The sequence below is a fragment of the Actinotalea sp. Marseille-Q4924 genome (assembly GCF_916618755.1).
In the GTDB taxonomy this organism is placed as follows: Bacteria; Actinomycetota; Actinomycetes; order Actinomycetales; family Cellulomonadaceae; genus Actinotalea.
The window spans coordinates 789,240-806,140 of the sequence record NZ_CAKAKB010000003.1 but is presented as its reverse complement, the minus strand read 5'-3'; the positions used below and the strand labels follow the sequence as shown (position 1 = coordinate 806,140).

General features: G+C 74.2%; 11 protein-coding genes. 3 read left to right on the top strand and 8 right to left on the bottom strand.

Annotated elements, in window-relative coordinates; genetic code table 11:
- Window positions 1-269: 269 nt before the first annotated feature.
- Both LG379_RS10430 and LG379_RS10425 read right to left on the bottom strand, forming a co-directional pair.
- The gene (locus LG379_RS10430) at window positions 270-1,166 is read right to left on the bottom strand and encodes a type IV toxin-antitoxin system AbiEi family antitoxin domain-containing protein (RefSeq protein ID WP_225754473.1); all 897 of its coding nucleotides are present in this window, start codon (window positions 1,164-1,166) and stop codon (window positions 270-272) included.
- A 397-nt stretch (window positions 1,167-1,563) separates the two neighbouring features.
- Window positions 1,564-2,958 carry a replication-associated recombination protein A gene (locus LG379_RS10425; RefSeq protein WP_225754472.1) on the bottom strand — a complete coding sequence of 465 codons (1,395 nt, stop codon included), beginning with the start codon at window positions 2,956-2,958 and terminating at the stop codon, window positions 1,564-1,566.
- Between the two features lie 77 nt (window positions 2,959-3,035).
- On the opposite strand from LG379_RS10425, the gene LG379_RS10420 reads away from it, so the two are divergent.
- Window positions 3,036-5,270 (top strand): MMPL family transporter, encoded by a 2,235-nt coding sequence (locus LG379_RS10420; RefSeq protein WP_225754471.1) that lies wholly within the window; start codon window positions 3,036-3,038, stop codon window positions 5,268-5,270.
- A 3-nt stretch (window positions 5,271-5,273) separates the two neighbouring features.
- On the opposite strand, the gene LG379_RS10415 is transcribed toward LG379_RS10420, so the two are convergent.
- Together LG379_RS10415 and aspS are read right to left on the bottom strand one after the other, a co-directional pair.
- Window positions 5,274-6,098 carry a GNAT family N-acetyltransferase gene (locus LG379_RS10415; protein WP_225754470.1) on the bottom strand — a complete coding sequence of 275 codons (825 nt, stop codon included), beginning with the start codon at window positions 6,096-6,098 and terminating at the stop codon, window positions 5,274-5,276.
- Between the two features lie 48 nt (window positions 6,099-6,146).
- Window positions 6,147-7,952, bottom strand: a complete 1,806-nt coding sequence (gene aspS / locus LG379_RS10410; RefSeq protein WP_225754469.1) for an aspartate--tRNA ligase — start codon at window positions 7,950-7,952, stop codon at window positions 6,147-6,149.
- A 157-nt stretch (window positions 7,953-8,109) separates the two neighbouring features.
- Between aspS and LG379_RS10405 the strand changes: the two genes are divergently transcribed.
- On the top strand, window positions 8,110-8,571 hold the full coding sequence (locus LG379_RS10405) for a PPOX class F420-dependent oxidoreductase (protein ID WP_225754468.1): 462 nt from the start codon (window positions 8,110-8,112) through the stop codon (window positions 8,569-8,571).
- On the opposite strand, the gene LG379_RS10400 is transcribed toward LG379_RS10405, so the two are convergent.
- The 3 genes from LG379_RS10400 to LG379_RS10390 all read right to left on the bottom strand — a co-directional run bounded on the left by LG379_RS10400 (window position 8,501) and on the right by LG379_RS10390 (window position 12,094).
- Window positions 8,501-10,258: an FAD-dependent oxidoreductase gene (locus LG379_RS10400; protein ID WP_225754467.1), complete on the bottom strand. Its 1,758-nt coding sequence runs from the start codon at window positions 10,256-10,258 to the stop codon at window positions 8,501-8,503. The genes LG379_RS10405 and LG379_RS10400 overlap by 71 nt on opposite strands.
- A gap of 19 nt (window positions 10,259-10,277) precedes the next feature.
- Window positions 10,278-11,321: an Rv2578c family radical SAM protein gene (locus LG379_RS10395; RefSeq protein WP_225754466.1), complete on the bottom strand. Its 1,044-nt coding sequence runs from the start codon at window positions 11,319-11,321 to the stop codon at window positions 10,278-10,280.
- Between the two features lie 89 nt (window positions 11,322-11,410).
- Entirely contained in the window at window positions 11,411-12,094 is a 684-nt protein-coding gene (locus LG379_RS10390) for an MBL fold metallo-hydrolase (protein ID WP_225754465.1), read from the bottom strand.
- 392 nt (window positions 12,095-12,486) lie between these two features.
- Between LG379_RS10390 and LG379_RS10385 the strand changes: the two genes are divergently transcribed.
- Complete coding sequence (locus tag LG379_RS10385; RefSeq protein ID WP_225754464.1) at window positions 12,487-14,541, top strand: DUF349 domain-containing protein; 2,055 nt, start codon at window positions 12,487-12,489, stop codon at window positions 14,539-14,541.
- An 18-nt stretch (window positions 14,542-14,559) separates the two neighbouring features.
- Here LG379_RS10385 and LG379_RS10380 read toward each other — a convergent pair whose 3' ends face one another.
- Complete coding sequence (locus LG379_RS10380; RefSeq protein ID WP_304522434.1) at window positions 14,560-16,896, bottom strand: bifunctional (p)ppGpp synthetase/guanosine-3',5'-bis(diphosphate) 3'-pyrophosphohydrolase; 2,337 nt, start codon at window positions 16,894-16,896, stop codon at window positions 14,560-14,562.
- Window positions 16,897-16,901: the final 5 nt, after the last annotated feature.

Here is a 16,901-nt window from a genome sequence, read left to right as displayed (position 1 = left end):
CCCAGGGTCGCCCGGCGAGCGGGCAACCCGACAACTCTACCCCAGCCCCACCCCCCAACCGCCCGCCGTCCCCGCCGCCCGCCGTCCCCGCCGGCCCGCCGTCCCCGCCCGCAGTCGTCCCGCGCCGTCCGCTCCGCCGTCCTCCCCGCAACCATCCCCGCCGCCCTCCCCGCAGCCATCCCCCACCGCCGCTCCCCGCAGCCATCCCCGCCGCTTCGCACATTTCGACGTCTCGGTGAACCAGGTCGCCGAGACGTCGAGCTCGGTCATCAGCGCGCCGCAGTCGCGCGGCGGATCGTCGCGACGACCTCGCGCGGGCGGTCGTGAAGGTCGGCCCAGGTGAACCTCAGCACGGTGTAGCCGGCGGCGACGAGTCGGTTCTGCTTCGTGCGGTCCGTCTGGAAGGCCGCGCGGGAGTGGTACGCGTACCCGTCGACCTCGACGACCACCTTCGCGGCGGGGAACAGCACGTCCACCCGCCCGATCAGTCCGCCGGCGTCGAAGACCCGCACGTCTGCCTCCCAGCCAGTCACGCGTGCCTGGGAGAGGAGCCGGTGCATCCTGCGCTCCGCGGCGCTCAAGGCGCCGTCACCGATGTCGGCGAGCGCGCGGCGGAGCGCACGGGTGCCGCGCTTCCCAGCCCGTGCGGAGATCGCGGCCTCGAGGGAGTCGGCCGTGAGCAGCTCGCGGGTGACCGCCCACGTGGCGAGCCTGTCAGCGTCCTCGGCGCCGAGTCGACCTAGGCAGTCCAGCACCGTGCGGCTCACCGTGGTCACGGCTCCGGCGCCGACCGTGACGACGTCCTCGGAGGTCACGAGGTACTCGTGCGGAACCATGCCCGCCCGCGGGCGCGGCGCCCGGACGACGAACGCGTGGACGAGCCCGTCGTCGGGGACAGGCAAGCCGTGGAAGGCAGCCGCCGTAAAGAACGCCGCGACGCAGCCCGGCCAGGTCAGACCGGCCGCCTGGACCCTCCTGCGAGGCGTGTCGTCGAGCGTGGACCGGGCGAGACCCGAGCCGAGGACCCTCCGCCAGACACCCCGCTCGCGCCGGTGGCGCACCTGGGCCGGCGTGGCGCCCGCCCGGATCGCCTGCGCCGCGGTGAACACGCCGTCCTGGCGATGGGCGACGTCGGGCACCCAGTGCGGAGGAAGTCGGCTCGCCACGACGGCGAGGCTGTCGGCCGGCCGCAGGCGCGCGCTCGACGGACGGCGCGGGCTGTGGATCGCCGGTCCGGAGACTCGCCGTGGACGACGCCCCGTCCCGGCGTCCCGCCCTCGATGATCCGCCGCGCGGTCCTGGTGACCGAGTTCGACGTCTCGGCGACGGGGATCGCTGAAACGTCGAGATGTGCGAGCGGGAACCGCCGCGACGGGGTTCGCCGAACGGCGCGGTCCTGGTGGCCGAGTTCGACGTTTCAGCGTCAGGGATAGCCGAAACGTCCAGATGTGCGGCTGCACATGGCGACGACGGAACCGGTGCGGGCGGGGGCGGAGCGGGGCAGCGGAGGCTGGGCGGAGCGTGGCGGAGGCGGGCCGGGCGGGGCCGGGCGGGGCGGCGAGGTCAGCGGTGGCGGAGGGTGTCGCGGATGCGCGCGAGACGTTCCGCGACGGCGCGCTCGTAGCCGCGGTCGCTCGGCTCGTAGTACTGCGTGCCGTCCACCTCGTCCGGCGCGTACTGCTGCCCGACGACGGCGTGCGGCGCGTCGTGCGCGTACTTGTAGCCCTGACCGTGGCCGATCTTCTGCGCGCCGGCGTAGTGGGCGTCGCGCAGGTGGGCCGGGACGGACCCGGCCTTGCCGGCGCGGACATCGGCGATGGCGGCGTCGATGGCCTTGTACGCGGCGTTGGACTTCGGCGCCGTCGCGACGTGCACGACCGCCTCCGCGAGGATGATCCGCGCCTCCGGCATGCCGATGAGGGCGACGGCCTGCGCGGCCGCGACGGCGGTCTGCAGCGCAGACGGGTCCGCCATGCCGACCTCCTCGGCGGCGGCGATGACGATGCGGCGGGCGATGAACCGCGGGTCCTCCCCCGCGACGACCATCCGCGCCAGGTAGTGCAGTGCGGCGTCGACGTCCGAGCCCCGCATCGACTTGATGAAGGCGCTCGTGACGTCGTAGTGCTGGTCACCGGCGCGGTCGTAGCGCACCGCGGCCACGTCGACGGCGCGCTCGACCGTCGTCAGGTCGATGACCGGCACACCGTCGGCGTCGAGGTCCCCCGGAGCATCGACGCCGTCCTCCGCCTCCAGCGCCGCTCCGGCGGCAGCCTCGAGGATGGTGAGCGCCTTCCGCGCGTCCCCGCCGGCCAGGCGGAGCAGGTGCTCCTCCGCCTCCCCCGCGAGCCGGACGGCACCGCCCAGACCGCGCGGGTCCTCCAACGCCCGGTGCACGAGACCGCGGACGTCGTCGGTCGCCAGCGGCTGCAGCGTGAGCAGCAGCGACCGGGACAGGAGCGGCGAGTTGACCGAGAAGCTCGGGTTCTCCGTCGTCGCGGCGACCAGGGTCACCCAGCGGTTCTCGACGCTCGGCAGCAGCGCGTCCTGCTGCGTCGTGGAGAAGCGATGGACCTCGTCGATGAAAAGGACGGTCTCCGGGCCCCCGGTCGCGAGGCGCCGTCGGGCGTCGGCGACGACCGCCCGGACGTCCTTGACGCCCGACGTCACACCGGACAGCTCGACGAACCGGCGCCCGGACGTCAGCGCGATGAGGTACGCCAGCGTCGTCTTGCCGGTCCCCGGGGGTCCCCACAGGACGACCGACGACGGCGCCGCCCGGCGCGAGCCCTCCTCCGCGGGCTCCACGAGCCGCCGCAGCGGCGACCCGGGGGCGAGCAGGTGCTGCTGGCCGGCGACCTCGGCGAGGGAGCGCGGCCGCATGCGGACCGCGAGGGGCGCGCCGGCGTCGACCTCCGGCAGCCCCTCGGTCGTCGACGTCGTGGCGTCGAAGAGGTCCATGTCGCGAGCCTACGCAGCACCACCGACGCGCGACGCCACGACTGCTCGACGGTGCCACGACCTGCGAGGATCAGGGCGTGTTCGACTCCCTCGGCAGGCTCATCGCCCGCGCCCCCCGGACGGCGATCGCCCTCTGGGCCGTCCTCACCGCCGGCTCCGTCGCCCTCGCCCTGCTCGGTCTCGGCGGTCAGACGCTCTTCGAGCGCCTGTCCACGGGAGCCCCGGCGATCCCCGGCTCCGAGAGCACCCGGGCCGACGAGATCATCCGGGAGAACGCGACCGCCGGGGAGAGCGTCAGCCTCGTCGTGGAGGGTGCCCCGCCGACCACGGAGGGTCTGGCGGAGCCCGTCGGCGCACTGCGCGAGGACCTCACCGCGGTCGACGGCGTCACGGTGGTCATCGACCCCTTCGCCCTGCCCGAGGGCCCGGCCAACCCCGCCGCCGCCCCGCTGCTCGCGGACGACCAGGACGGCTTCCTCGTCGTCGTCGACCTCGACGCGGACCTGACGGAGGCCGAGGAGGACGCGGCGCTCGAGGAGGTCGTCGCGCTGCTGCGGGAGGCGCCCGAGCGCCTCCAGGAGGCCGCGCCGGGCGCGACCGGCCAGGTCGGCGGGACGACGCTCATCATCGAGGCCATCACGGAGCAGGTCGAGGAGGACCTGCAGACCGGGGAGGCCATCGCGCTCCCCGTCGCGCTGCTGGTCATGGTCATGGTGTTCGGGGGCTTCCTCGCCGCCTCGATGCCGATGGTCGGCGCGATCGCGTCCATCGGGACGGGCCTGGGCACCGTCTACGGCCTCAGCTACCTGCTGGACCTCGACGCCTCCGTCGTCAACGTGGTGACCCTGCTGAGCATCGGCCTGTCGATCGACTACGGGCTGCTCATCGTGTCCCGCTACCGCGAGGAGCTGCACGTGCTCCTGGACGGGGCCGTCGACGTCCCGCACCGTCGCCGCCGCCACGACCCGGTCGTCGAGACCGCGCTGCGCCGCACCATGGGGACGGCGGGCCGCACGGTCTTCTACTCCGCGGTGACGGTCGCCATCTCCATCGCCGGGCTGCTCGCGTTCCGGCCCGACATCCTCCGCGGGTTCGGTGCCGCGGGCGTCGTCGTCGTCCTCATCGCGGTGGCGACCGCCATGACGCTCGTGCCGGCGCTCCTGAGCCTCACCGGCCGACGGCTCGTCCGTCCGGGTCTCGTCAGCCGCGTCCCCGGGCTGTCCTGGGTGCTGGACCGCACGGGCGACGTGTCCTCGGAGGAGGGCGCGTTCTCCCGCCTCGCCGCGCGCGTGCAGCGGCGCCCGCTCCTCGTCATGCTCGGGTCCCTCGCCGTCCTCGGGCTGCTGTCCGTGCCCGTCTTCCACATGGAGCTGCGCAACTCCGACATCGAGCTGCTGCCGGTCGGGTCGGAGCAGCGCACCTTCGTCGAGACGATCGCGGAGGACTACCCGGCGTCCGAGGCGCCCGCGATCCAGGTCGTCGCGCGCACCACGGCGGAGGAGGCCGCCGCCTGGGCGGAGGAGCTCACCGGCATCCCCGAGGTCGCCTCGGTCGACCCGCCCGCGCAGCTCGGCGAGTACGTGCTCCTGGGCGTCCGGGCGGACACCGACGACGGCGGCGGCCCCGTCGCCCGCGACGCCGTCCAGGCCGTCCGTGACCTCGACCCGGCCTTCGACACGTGGGTGACCGGCCAGGCCGCGAACCAGATCGACTTCACACAGGCCCTCGTGGACCGCGCGCCGCTCGCCATCGGCATCGTGGTGGCCGCGACCTTCGTGCTGCTCTTCCTCATGACCGGCTCGGTCGTCATCCCCGTGAAGGCCCTGCTGACGAACACGGTCTCCCTCGCGGCGTCGCTGGGTGTCATGGTGTGGGCGTTCCAGGACGGCAACCTCGAGGGGCTGCTGCGCTTCACCTCGACCGGAGGCATCGAGACGTACGTGGTGGCACTGATCATCGCGTTCGGCTTCGGGCTCGCCATGGACTACGAGGTGTTCCTGCTCTCGCGGATCAAGGAGGCGTACGACGCCGGGCGACCCAACGACGAGGCGGTGCGGGTGGGGCTGCAGCGCTCCGGCCGGATCATCACGTCCGCGGCGCTCATCATCATCGTCGTGTTCACCGGCTTCGTGTTCGGCGAGCTGCTCGTCATCAAGGCGGTCGGCTTCGCCCTCGCCGTGGCCGTGCTCGTCGACGCCACGCTCGTCCGGATGCTGCTCGTGCCGTCCACGATGACGCTCCTCGGCCGGTACAACTGGTGGGCGCCGCGGTTCCTGCAGCGCGTCCACCGTCGCTTCGCGATCGAGCACTGACCCTCACGTCGGCGGGCGCGTGCTCCCCGCCGGCCCGAACGACGAGAACTCGGCCAGCGTCGCGAACCCCAGACGGTGGTAGATCCGCCGCGCGACCTCGTTGTCCGCGTACATGCCCAGGGACACCCACTGCGCTCCTGCGGCGAAGCCGGCGCGGCTCAGCGCCGCGGTGAGCGCCGCGCCCAGACCACGCCCGCGCAGGGCCGGGCGCACGCCGAGCCCGTGCAGGTGCCACGAGAACCCGCCCTCCTCCGCTCCTCCGCGGGTCTGGGCGCCGAAGACGCCCAGCAGGCCGCCGTCCTCGTCGCGCACGCCGACCCACGCCGCCTCGTGCGGGCCGGTCGGGTCCGCCGTCGTGCCGGGGTTCGCCTCGGCGAGGCAGTCCGCGATCGCCGACGCCTCCGCGATCGGGTCGAGCGGGACGACGACGTCCTCACCGGCAACCGTGCCGGGTGGGGCCTCCGCGAGGAGCCAGTCCCACGTCGAGAACGGCTCCAGGTGCAGCGGCCGCAGGACGTCCTCCGGGACGACGGCGCCCCGCGGCACGCTCATCCACCCGGCAAGGCCGGGCGTGCCTGCGGCGCCCCGCATGCCGGCGACACCGAGGCCCGCCGACGACCGCAGCGCGGCCACGCGGTCGCGCAGCAGCTCGACGACGCCGCCGGGTTCACCGCGGCCGAACAGGACGAGCCGATCACCCCGCTCGGCGGCGACGAGCAGGCTCCGCTCGTCCCCCGTGCGTGAGACCGTCGCACCCGCCCAGCGTGCCCGGTCCCCCAGCAGCATCCGGTCCGAGGCCCACACCGGCCCGAGCACCTCAGGAGTCACCGGCACACCGTGCCACCGTCACGCGCCCGCGTCGCGGCGGCGCGTCGGTCAGGCCCCCGCGACCGCCTCGGCGGCGGGCACGGGCTCGCTGCCGCCCCGCGGCTCCGGCGTGGCGTCGACGCCCGCCTCCTTGCGCTGCTCCGGCGTGATCGGCGCCGGCGCACCGGTGAGCGGGTCGTAGCCACCACCGGACTTGGGGAACGCGATGACCTCGCGGATGGACTCCGACCGGGTCAGCAGCGCCACGATGCGGTCCCAGCCGAACGCGATGCCGCCGTGCGGGGGCGCGCCGAACTGGAAGGCGTCGAGCAGGAAGCCGAACTTCTCCTGCGCCTCCTCCTGACCGATCCCCATGACCGCGAACACGCGCTCCTGCACGTCGCGACGGTGGATACGGATGGACCCGCCGCCGATCTCGTTGCCGTTGCAGACGATGTCGTACGCGTAGGCGAGCGCGTTGCCCGGGTCCTCCTCGAAGCGGTCGATCCACTCCGGCGTCGGCGAGGTGAACGCGTGGTGCACCGCGTTCCAGGAACCGGTACCCAGGGCGACGTCGTCGTCCTCGTCGGCGGACTTGAACAACGGCGCGTCGACCACCCACAGGAACGACCACGCGTCCTCGTCGATGAGGTCCGCGCGACGGCCGATCTCCAGGCGGGCCGCCCCGAGGAGCGCCCGTGCCTCCGACGCCTTGCCGGCGGCGAAGAACACGGCGTCGCCGGGCTCTGCGCCGACGGCCGCGGCCAGCCCGGCCCGCTCGTCGTCGGACAGGTTCTTCGCGACCGGGCCGCCGAGCTCGCCGTCGTCAGCGACCGTCACGTACGCGAGCCCCTTGGCTCCGCGCTGCTTCGCCCACTCCTGCCAGGCGTCGAACCCGCGGCGCGGGGTGGCGGCACCGCCGGGCTGCACGACCGCGCCAACGTAGGGCGCCTGGAACACCCGGAAGGGCGTGTCGCGGAAGTACTCCGTCAGCTCGACGAGCTCGAGCCCGAAGCGCAGGTCCGGCTTGTCGGTGCCGTACCGGGCCATCGCCTCGGCGTAGGTCATCCGCGGGAGGGGCGTCGGGACCGTGTAGCCGATGAGGTCCCACAGCGCGACCAGCACCTGCTCGGCGACGGCGATGACGTCGTCCTGCTCGACGAAGCTCATCTCGACGTCGAGCTGGGTGAACTCCGGCTGCCGGTCGGCGCGGAAGTCCTCGTCCCGGTAGCAGCGGGCGATCTGGTAGTACCGCTCCATCCCGGCCACCATGAGGAGCTGCTTGAACAGCTGCGGGGACTGCGGCAGCGCGTACCAGGAGCCCGGGGACAGCCGCGCGGGCACGACGAAGTCCCGGGCGCCCTCGGGTGTCGAGCGCGTCAGCGTCGGCGTCTCCACCTCCACGAAGTCCTGGCCGTCCAGCACGCGCCGTGCCGCCGCGTTCACCCGGGCGCGCAGGCGCAGGGCCGCGGCCGGCCGCGGGCGGCGCAGGTCGAGGTAGCGGCGCTGCAGGCGCGCCTCCTCGCCGATGTGCTCGTCGAGCGCCGAGGACACCTGGAACGGCAGGGCCGCGGCCTCGTTGAGGACGACGACGTCGCTCGCGGTCACCTCGACCTGTCCCGTCGCCAGGTTGGGGTTCTCGTTGCCCTCGGGGCGGGCGCCGACGGTCCCGGTGACCTGCAGGACGTACTCGTTGCGGAGCCCGTGGGCGACGGTCTCGTCCCGGACGACGACCTGGGCGATGCCCGACGCGTCGCGCAGGTCGATGAAGGCCACGCCGCCGTGGTCGCGCCGCCGGTCCACCCACCCCGTGAGGGTGACGGTCTGGCCGATGTGGTCGGCTCGCAGCGAGCCGGCGGTGTGGGTGCGGAGCACGAGGGTCCTTCCGGATGGGTCGAGCGGGGTGCTGGTCGGCGGACGGTGAGCGGGGCGCCCGACGCGCCACGGCGTCGCCGTCGGGACGCCCGGACGAGTCTAGTCACCGCCCTGGAGCGGGCAGGATGGACCAGCACCCGCCCGAGGAGGAGGCCCCATGGCCCGGAAGATCGCCACCGCCGACCGTGTCAGCCGGGAGGAGCTCCTGGAGTTCCTGCGGCCGCGTCACCACGCCGTCCTGCTCACCCGACGGCGGTCCGGCGCACCGCAGATGTCTCCCGTCACGTGCGGCGTCGACGAGGCGGGGCGCATCGTGATCTCCACCTACCCGGACCGCGCGAAGGCCACGAACGCCCGTCGGGACCCCGCGGTGAGCCTCTGCGTCGTCTCGGACGAGTGGGACCCGTGGGTCCAGGTGGACGGCACGGCGGAGGTGCTGGACCTGCCGGACTCGGTCGAGCCGCTCGTGGAGTACTACCGGTGCATCGCCGGGGAGCACCCCGACTGGGACGAGTACCGGCGTGCCATGGTCGAGCAGGGCAAGTCCCTCATCCGCGTGACGATCGACGCGTGGGGGCCGGTGGCGACGGGCGGCTTCCCGCCACGGCTGGCCGACTGACCGCCGCCGTCCACAGCGCACCCGGCGCGTGGTCGGGCACGACGGGCTGCACCGGTGGGACCGGGGCGACGCGCCGGTAGACGGTCTGGTCCGCGGGGCGCGGGTCGTCCTCCCCCACGTTGGGCCACATCCCGAACGCCCTCTCCGCCTGGGCGGTGATGGTGAGCGACGGGTTGACCCCGAGGTTGGCGGTGACGGCAGCGCCGTCCACGACGTGCAGCGTCGGGTGGCCGTGCACGCGCTGGTAGGGATCGACGACGCCCTCGGCCGCGGAGGCCCCGATGGGGCAGCCGCCGAGGAAGTGGGCGGTCAGCGGCATGTTCGCCACGTCGCCCCACGACCCGCCCGCGATACCGCCGAGCTCCTCTGCCAGCAGCGTGGCCGTGCGGTGCGCCGACGGGATCCACGTCGGGTTCGGCTCCCCCGGGCCCTGCCTGCTCACGAGGCGCGTGCCCAGCGGTCCGCGCCGCAGCCGCACGACGAGCGAGTTGTCCAGCGACTGCATCACCAGGGCGATCGCCGTGCGCTCGCTCCACCGGTAGGGGGTGAGCGTCCGCACGGCCCGTAGGGGGTTGCGGGCGAGCTCCCGGGCGTAGCCGCCGAGGATCTTCAGCCACCGCGTGGAGCGCGGGCCGCCCGTGGTCAGCACCGTCTGGAGCAGCGCCATCGCGTTGCTCCCCGCGGCGTACCGGACGGGCTCGACGTGCGTGTGCGGCTCGGGGAAGAAGGACGACGTGATCGCCATTCCCCGGTGCAGCGCCCGACCGGGGTCGACCGACGGCGCCGTGCCGCCGACCAGGGCCTCGGAGTTGGTCCGGGTGAGGTGGCCGAGCCGCGGCGACAGACCGGACAGGTCGCCCCGCCGTCGTGCGCGGTGCAGCAGCAGCTGCGTGTTGTACGTCCCGGCGGCCAGCACGACGTGTCGCGCCCGCCAGACCGCCCGCTGCCGCCCTGCCGTGGCGCGGACGTCGACCCGCCAGCCGCCGTCGTCCGGGCGGAACCGCTCGACCGTCGTCATCGGCACGACACGTGCGCCCGCACGCTCGGCGAGGTGCAGGTAGTTCTTCGGCAGCGTGTTCTTAGCGCCCACGCGGCACCCGGTCATGCACGCGCCGCACTCCGTGCACCCCGGACGCGCCGGCCCCGCACCGCCGAAGTAGGGGTCCGGCACCGTGACGCCCGGGATGCCCAGGTGCACCCCGACCGGCGTGGTCCGGAACGTCCCCGCCACGCCCATGCGCTCGGCGACGCGGCGGAAGAGCACGTCGGCGGCCGTCGTCGTCGGGTTGTCGGTCACCCCGAGCATCCGTGACGCCTGGTCGTACCAGGGCGCGAGCTCGGCGGCCCAGTCGGTGATCCTCGACCACTGCGGGTCGGCGAAGAACTCCGGGAGCGGCCGGTACAGCGTGTTGCCGTAGACGAGCGACCCGCCGCCGACCCCGGCGCCGGCGAGGACGAGCGAGTCCGAGACGCGGTGGATCCGTTGGATGCCGTAGCAGCCGAGGCGCGGCGCCCACAGGAACCGCCGCAGGTCCCAGGACGTGCGGGCGAAGTCCTCGTCGGCGAACCGCCTGCCGGCCTCGAGCACGACGACGCGGTAGCCCTTCTCGGACAGCCGCAGCGCTGCGACGCTCCCCCCGAAACCGCTGCCGACGACTACGACGTCCGCCTCGCGCTCGTCGCCCATGGCGGAACTGTAGGCCGGATCAGAACAAGGTCGGCTGGGCGCCGACCAGGGCCGGCTCGGGGGCGTCGTGCGTCGGGCGCCACGGTGCGCGGGACGTGAACCCGTGCCGGCGACGCAGGGGCTGGACCCGGTCCGACAGCCAGCGGGTGTACTCGGCGGGCACGTACGCACCGCTGCCGTACAGGCGCCGGTAGGGCGCGACGAGCCTCGGGCGCTCGCGCGCGAGCCACTGCAGGAACAGCGGCTTGACGGCGCCTCGCAGGTGCAGCGGCATGACGGTGACGTCCGCCGCGCCCGCGTCGGCGAGGCGACGCAGCAGGTCGTCCAGGTGCTCGACGCCGTCGGTGAGCCATGGCAGCACGGGCGCGACGAGCACGGTGCACGGCAGCCCCGCGTCCGTGATCGCCCGCACCAGCTCGAGGCGGGCCCGCGGGTCCGGTGTGCCCGGCTCCAGGGACTGCTGCAGGGCCGTGTCACCGACCGCCAGGGAGACCGCGACGCTGACCGGCACGGTCGCGGAGGCCTCCACGAGCAGCGGGAGGTCGCGGCGCAGGAGGGGGCCCTTCGTCAGGACCGACAGGGGCGTCCCCGAGCCGGCCAGCGCGCCGATGATCCCCGGCATGAGCCGGTACCGACCCTCCGCGCGCTGGTACGGGTCCGTGTTGGTGCCCAGGGCGACGTGCTCCCGGCGCCACCCGCGGCGCGCGACCTCCGCCCGGAGCACCTCCACGACGTTCGTCTTGACGACGATCTGCGTCTCGAAGTCCCGCCCGGCCCCGAGGTCGAGGTACTCGTGCGTGGGCCGCGCGAAGCAGTACGTGCACGCGTGCAGGCACCCGCGCATGGGGTTCACGGTCCACCGGAAGGGGACGCGCGACGCCTCGGGGACCCGGTTCAGCGCCGACCGCGCTGCGACCTCGTGGAAGGTCACGCCCTGGAACTCCGGGGTGCGGACGCTGCGGACGAGCCCCGACAGCGCCAGGCCCGGCAGCGCGTCGTCGGCGGCCGCCCGGGTGGCGTCGTCGCCGCTCGCACCCCCGATGCGCTGCCCGTCCCATCTCATCACGTCAGTCGAACATGCGTTCGACACCCGGTCAAGGCGCCAGGCCGGATGTGCGCAGCGGACCGCGCGCCTCCGCCGGCGGGGGCGCGTCAGCCGCGCAGGTACGGGTTGGACCTGCGCTCGGTACCGATCGTCGACGTCTCCCCGTGGCCGGGCAGCACCTGCGTCCGCGGCGCCAGGCCGGCGAGCCGCGCGAGCGAGACCCGCATCGCCTCCGCGTCACCGCCCGGGAGATCCGTGCGGCCCACGGTGCCGGCGAAGAGGACGTCCCCCGTGAAGGCCGCGCCGTCCCGTGCGTCCTCCGGGCCGTCCGCGTCGCCGAGCAGGTAGACGGTGGAGCCCTCGGTGTGCCCCGGGCTGTGCAGGGAGCGCAGCCCCACGGCCTCGGTGAGCGGGACGCCGCCGTCCTCGCGGAACGTCCGCACGTCGCCGGGCTCTCGATACGGGTCGCCCAGGGTGCCGGCGAGAGGCGCGAGCTGCGACCCCAGCGGGCCCAGCGTCCCGAAGGGGTCGCCGAGCCGGTAGGCGTCGTCCTCGTGGAGCACGAGCGGCACGCCCCACGCGCTCGCCAGCGCCCCCGCCGACCACGTGTGGTCGACGTGCCCGTGCGTGGCCAGGAGGGCCACGGGCGCCAGCGCGTGGTCGTGGACGAGTGCGAGCAGGTCGCCGACGACGCCCGCCCCGGGGTCGACGACCACGGTCGAGCCGTCGTCGGCGGAGACGACGTAGCAGTTCGTGCCGAGGAACGGCGAGACCACGGTGCGCACGATCACGTCTCGGAGGGTAGTCCGGGGACCGAGACCAGACCGTGACTTCGTCCGGACCAGCGCGGACGCCGTCCTCGGGACCGCTTGCCTAGACTGGGCCGGTCCCGGTGCGCGCTGGAGCGTCCGGGTGGTGAACGTCGAGCCGGAAGGGGAACGGTGACCTCGACCACGGTCGGCCGCCCGCGTGCGCGCGTGTGCGACCACGGACGCGGCCGGCAGCGGCCGGGCACCCACCGATCCCCCCAGGAGCGTCGTCGCCGTCGTCGTATCGCGTCCGGCAACCGGCCGACCGCGATCGTGACCCTCGCGTGGGCAGTGGCTCCGGACGTCCCGGTCGCCGTTGCTCCCGCGGGCCGTCAGGTGCCCTGCGGCACCGCCATCGAAGGAGTGCAGACCCAGTGAGCCACGACGAGCACACGGCCGAGCCGGTCGACGCCGCACCCGCGCAGGAGCAGACCGCGCCGCTGAGCCCGACGACCCCCGAGGAGCCCGCCCAGCCGGGTGCCGACGCGGCGTCCGTGGACGACGAGTCCGGCGAGGTCGACGCCCCCGTGGACGACGAGTCGCCGGTGTCGCAGCCTGCGGCGACCGACGAGGAGCCCGCCGCCGCGACCGAGCCCACCTCGGTCCAGGACACCGCGGTCCCGGACACCGCGGAGACGCCCGCCGCTGTGCCGACGGCCGAGGAGCCTGCCGACGAGCGTGCCCTCGAGACCGACGTGCCTGCCGAGGAGGCGCCGGCCCCTGAGGAGACCGACCCGCACGTGGCCGCCGGCAGCGTCGACGAGCCCGCCGGAGAGCCTGCCTCCGAGAGCGATGCGACCGAGGACGCAACGGTCGTGTCCGATGAGCCGACGGAGCAGCCGGAGGCGGCCACCGCGGAGGAGCCGGCGGAGCAGCCGGAGACCGCCCCCGCGCCCACCACTGACGAGTCGACGGAGCAGCCCGAGGCCGCCGCGCCCACGGCTCCCGAGCCGACGGAGCAGCCCGAGGCCGCCCCCGCGGCCACCTCGGACGAGGAGGCAGAGGCCACGCCCGCGCCCACCGCCGAGGAGCCCGCGGAGCCCGCGTCCCCGCCCGGACCCCGTCCGGTCCCCCGCCCGCTCCCGCGGCCGGCGGCTCCCACCCCTGCTGCCGTCGCGCCCGCGGTCTCCGCCCCGGCCGCGCCCCTGCCCCCGGCACTGACCCCGGCCGAGACGGCCGAGGCGGCCCGCTGGGGCCGGGTCGACGACGACGGCACCGTGTGGGTGCGTGAGGAGACCGGTGAGCGCGTCGTGGGGCAGTACCCCGACGCCGACCCGACCGAGGCGCTCGCCTTCTACGTCCGCCGGTACGCCGACCTCCACGCGAAGGTCGTGCTCTTCGAGGCTCGCCTCGCGGCGACCGACCTGGCCGTCAAGGAGATCGACACGACGCTCACCCACCTCGGTGAGGAGCTGGCGGAGCCCGCGGCGGTCGGCGACCTCGCCGCCCTGCGTGCGCGGCTGGACGCGCTGCGGTCCGTGGCTGCGGAGCGTCGCGCCGCCGCCGAGGCCGAGCGCGCGGCCGCACGGGAGACGGCGGTCGCCGAGCGCACCGCGATCGTCGAGGCCGCGGAGAAGATCGCCGCGACCGACCCCGACCGCATGCAGTGGCGTCCGGCCGGTGAGCAGCTGCGCACGCTCCTGGACCGCTGGAAGGACGCGCAGCGTCACGGGCCGCGACTGGACCGGGGCACCGAGGACGCGCTGTGGAAGCGGTTCAGCCACGCACGCTCGGCGTTCGACCGCGAGCGGCGCCGGTGGTTCTCCGAGCTGGAGAAGCGCAACGCCGGCGCCAAGGCCGAGAAGGAGGCGCTCGTCGCCGAGGCCGAGCGCCTCTCCTCCAGCACGGACTGGGGCGCCACCTCGGCCGCGTACCGCGACCTCATGACGAAGTGGAAGTCCGCGGGGCGCGCCAGCCGGAAGGACGACGACGCCCTGTGGGCGCGCTTCCGCGGCGCGCAGGACGTCTTCTTCGCGGCCCGCGACGCCAGCCAGCGCCAGACGGACGAGGAGTACGCCGCCAACCTCGAGGTGAAGCTGCGTCTCCTCGAGGAGGCCGAGCGGCTCGTTCCGGTGACGGACCTCGGTGCGGCGAAGGCCGCGCTCCGTGACCTCCAGGACCGGTGGGAGCGCGCCGGCAAGGTCCCCCGCAACGACGTCCAGCGCGTCGAGGGGCGGCTCCGGGCGGTCGAGCAGGCCGTCCGCGACGCCGACCAGGCCCAGTGGCGCCGCACGAACCCGGAGACCCGGGCACGCGCCGAGGGCGCCGCCGCGCAGCTCTACGCCGCCATCGCGGGCCTGGAGGCGGACCTCGAGACCGCCAAGGGCACGGGCGACGCGCGGAAGGTCGCCGAGGCGCAGGCGGCGCTCGACGCGCGCCGCGCCTGGCTGGAGCAGATCGAGCGCGCCGCCCAGGAGGCCCGCGGCTGACGCGGCGCGGCCCCCGGCTCAGTGGAAGCTGGGGGCCTCGGCGGCCTTGGTCCCCGTGATCCGGTAGACGTCGAAGACGCCGTCGACCTTGCGGACAGCGGACAGGACCGAGCTGAGGTGCGCCGGCTCGGCCATCTCGAACACGAAACGGGACAGCGCCACGCGGTCCCGCGACGTGGAGACGCTCGCCGAGAGGATGTTGACGTGGTGGTCCGACAGGACCCGCGTCACGTCGGACAGCAGACGGCTGCGGTCCAGCGCCTCCACCTGGATCTGCACGAGGAAGAGCGAGCTCGCGCCGACGTCCCACTCCACGTCGACGATGCGCTCGGGCTGGTCGCGCAGCGCGCGCACGTTGTCGCAGTCGCTGCGGTGGACGGACACACCGAAGCCGCGCGTGACGAACCCGATGATCTCGTCGCCGGGGACCGGCGTGCAGCACTTCGCGAGCTTGGCCCAGACGTCGCTGACGCCCTTGACGACGACGCCCGCGTCACCCGCCCGCAGCCGCCGCGACGTCTTCGCGCCCGGCCGGGCGACCTCGGCGGCGTCCTCCTCGTTGCCCTGCTCCCCGCCCATCGAGTGCACGAGCCGCTGCACGACGGTCGCGGCGGACACCTGCCCCTCGCCGACGGCGGCGTAGAGCGCCGAGACGTCGGCGTAGCGCATCTCGTTCGCGAGGACGACGAGCGCGTCGTGCGTGAGCAGGCGCTGGATCGGCAGGTTCTGCTTGCGCAGCGCCTTGGCGATGGCGTCCTTGCCGTGCTCGATCGCCTCCTCGCGGCGCTCCTTGGAGAACCACTGGCGGATCTTGTTGCGGGCGCGGGGGCTCTTGACGAAGGTCATCCAGTCCCGGCTGGGACCCGCGGTCTCCGACTTGGACGTGAGGACCTCGACGACGTCGCCGTTGTCGAGCGCGCTGTCCAGCGGGACGAGCCGGCCGTTGACGCGCGCGCCCATGGTGCGGTGACCCACCTCGGTGTGCACCGCGTAGGCGAAGTCGACCGGCGTCGACCCGGCCGGGAGGGCGATCGCCTCGCCCTTCGGGGTGAAGACGAAGACCTCGGCCCCACCGATCTCGAACCGGAGCGACTCGAGGAACTCCGCGGGGTCGGCCGTCTCCCGCTGCCAGTCGACGAGCTGGCGCAGCCAGGCCATGTCCGCGGCGCCGTCGACGGCCGCGGCGGCCTGCTGCTTGGGGTGCTCCTTGTACTTCCAGTGCGCGGCGACGCCGTACTCGGCACGGCGGTGCATGTCGTGCGTGCGGATCTGGATCTCGACGGGCTTGCCGCCCGGCCCGATGACCGTCGTGTGCAGCGACTGGTACATGTTGAACTTCGGCATCGCGATGTAGTCCTTGAACCGGCCCGGCACCGGGTTCCACCGCGCGTGCAGCGCCCCGAGCGCGCCGTAGCAGTCCCGGACCGAGTCGACCAGGACGCGGACGCCCACGAGGTCGTAGATGTCGGCGAAGTCGCGACCGCGCACGATCATCTTCTGGTAGATCGAGTAGTAGTGCTTGGGCCGGCCCGTGACGGTCGCCTTGATCTTCGCGCCCCGCAGGTCGGCGGTCACCTGGTCGCGCACCACCGACAGGTACTCGTCGCGGGCAGGCGCACGCTCGGCGACGAGGTGCACGATCTCCTCGTACACCTTGGGGTACAGGGTCGCGAAGCTGAGGTCCTCGAGCTCCCACTTGATCGTGTTCATGCCGAGACGGTGGGCCAGCGGTGCGTAGATCTCGAGGGTCTCGCGGGCCTTGCGCTCCGCAGACGCCACGGGGACGAACTTCCATGTCCGGGCGTTGTGGAGGCGGTCCGCCAGCTTGATGACCAGCACGCGGATGTCGCGGGACATGGCCACGACCATCTTGCGGACCGTCTCTGCCTCCGCCGACGCGCCGTACGTGACCTTGTCGAGCTTCGTGACGCCGTCGACGAGCATCGCCACCTCGTCACCGAAGTCCCGCCGCAGGTCGGTGAGCGAGTACTCGGTGTCCTCCACCGTGTCGTGCAGGAGGGCGGCCGCGAGCGTCGGGGGCGTCATGCCGAGGTCCGCGAGGATCGTCGCCACGGCCACCGGATGGGTGATGTACGGGTCGCCGGACTTCCGCAGCTGGCCCCGGTGCGCCCGCTCCGCCACCTCGTAGGCACGCTCGAGGACCGACAGGTCGGCGCGCGGGTCGTTGGCGCGCACGGCCAGCAGCAGCGGGTCCAGGGCCGGCGAGGCCGTCGAGGTACGCGTCCCGAGGCGCGCGAGGCGGGACCGGACGCCGCCGAAGTCCGACCCGCGCTTGACCGTCGCGGTCGCGGCCTCGGTCGTCGCGTCCGGGGTCGTCTCGTCGTGCGTCGCCATCTCAC

Coding starts and splice junctions, on each gene's coding strand:
- LG379_RS10400 (WP_225754467.1), bottom strand. CDS start 10,258: ATGGGCGACGAGCGCGAGGCGGACGTCGTAGTCGTCGGCAGCGGTTTC.
- LG379_RS10395 (WP_225754466.1), bottom strand. CDS start 11,321: ATGAGATGGGACGGGCAGCGCATCGGGGGTGCGAGCGGCGACGACGCC.
- LG379_RS10380 (WP_304522434.1), bottom strand. CDS start 16,896: ATGGCGACGCACGACGAGACGACCCCGGACGCGACGACCGAGGCCGCG.
- LG379_RS10425 (WP_225754472.1), bottom strand. CDS start 2,958: ATGGACCTCTTCGACGCCACGACGTCGACGACCGAGGGGCTGCCGGAG.
- LG379_RS10405 (WP_225754468.1), top strand. CDS start 8,110: ATGGCCCGGAAGATCGCCACCGCCGACCGTGTCAGCCGGGAGGAGCTC.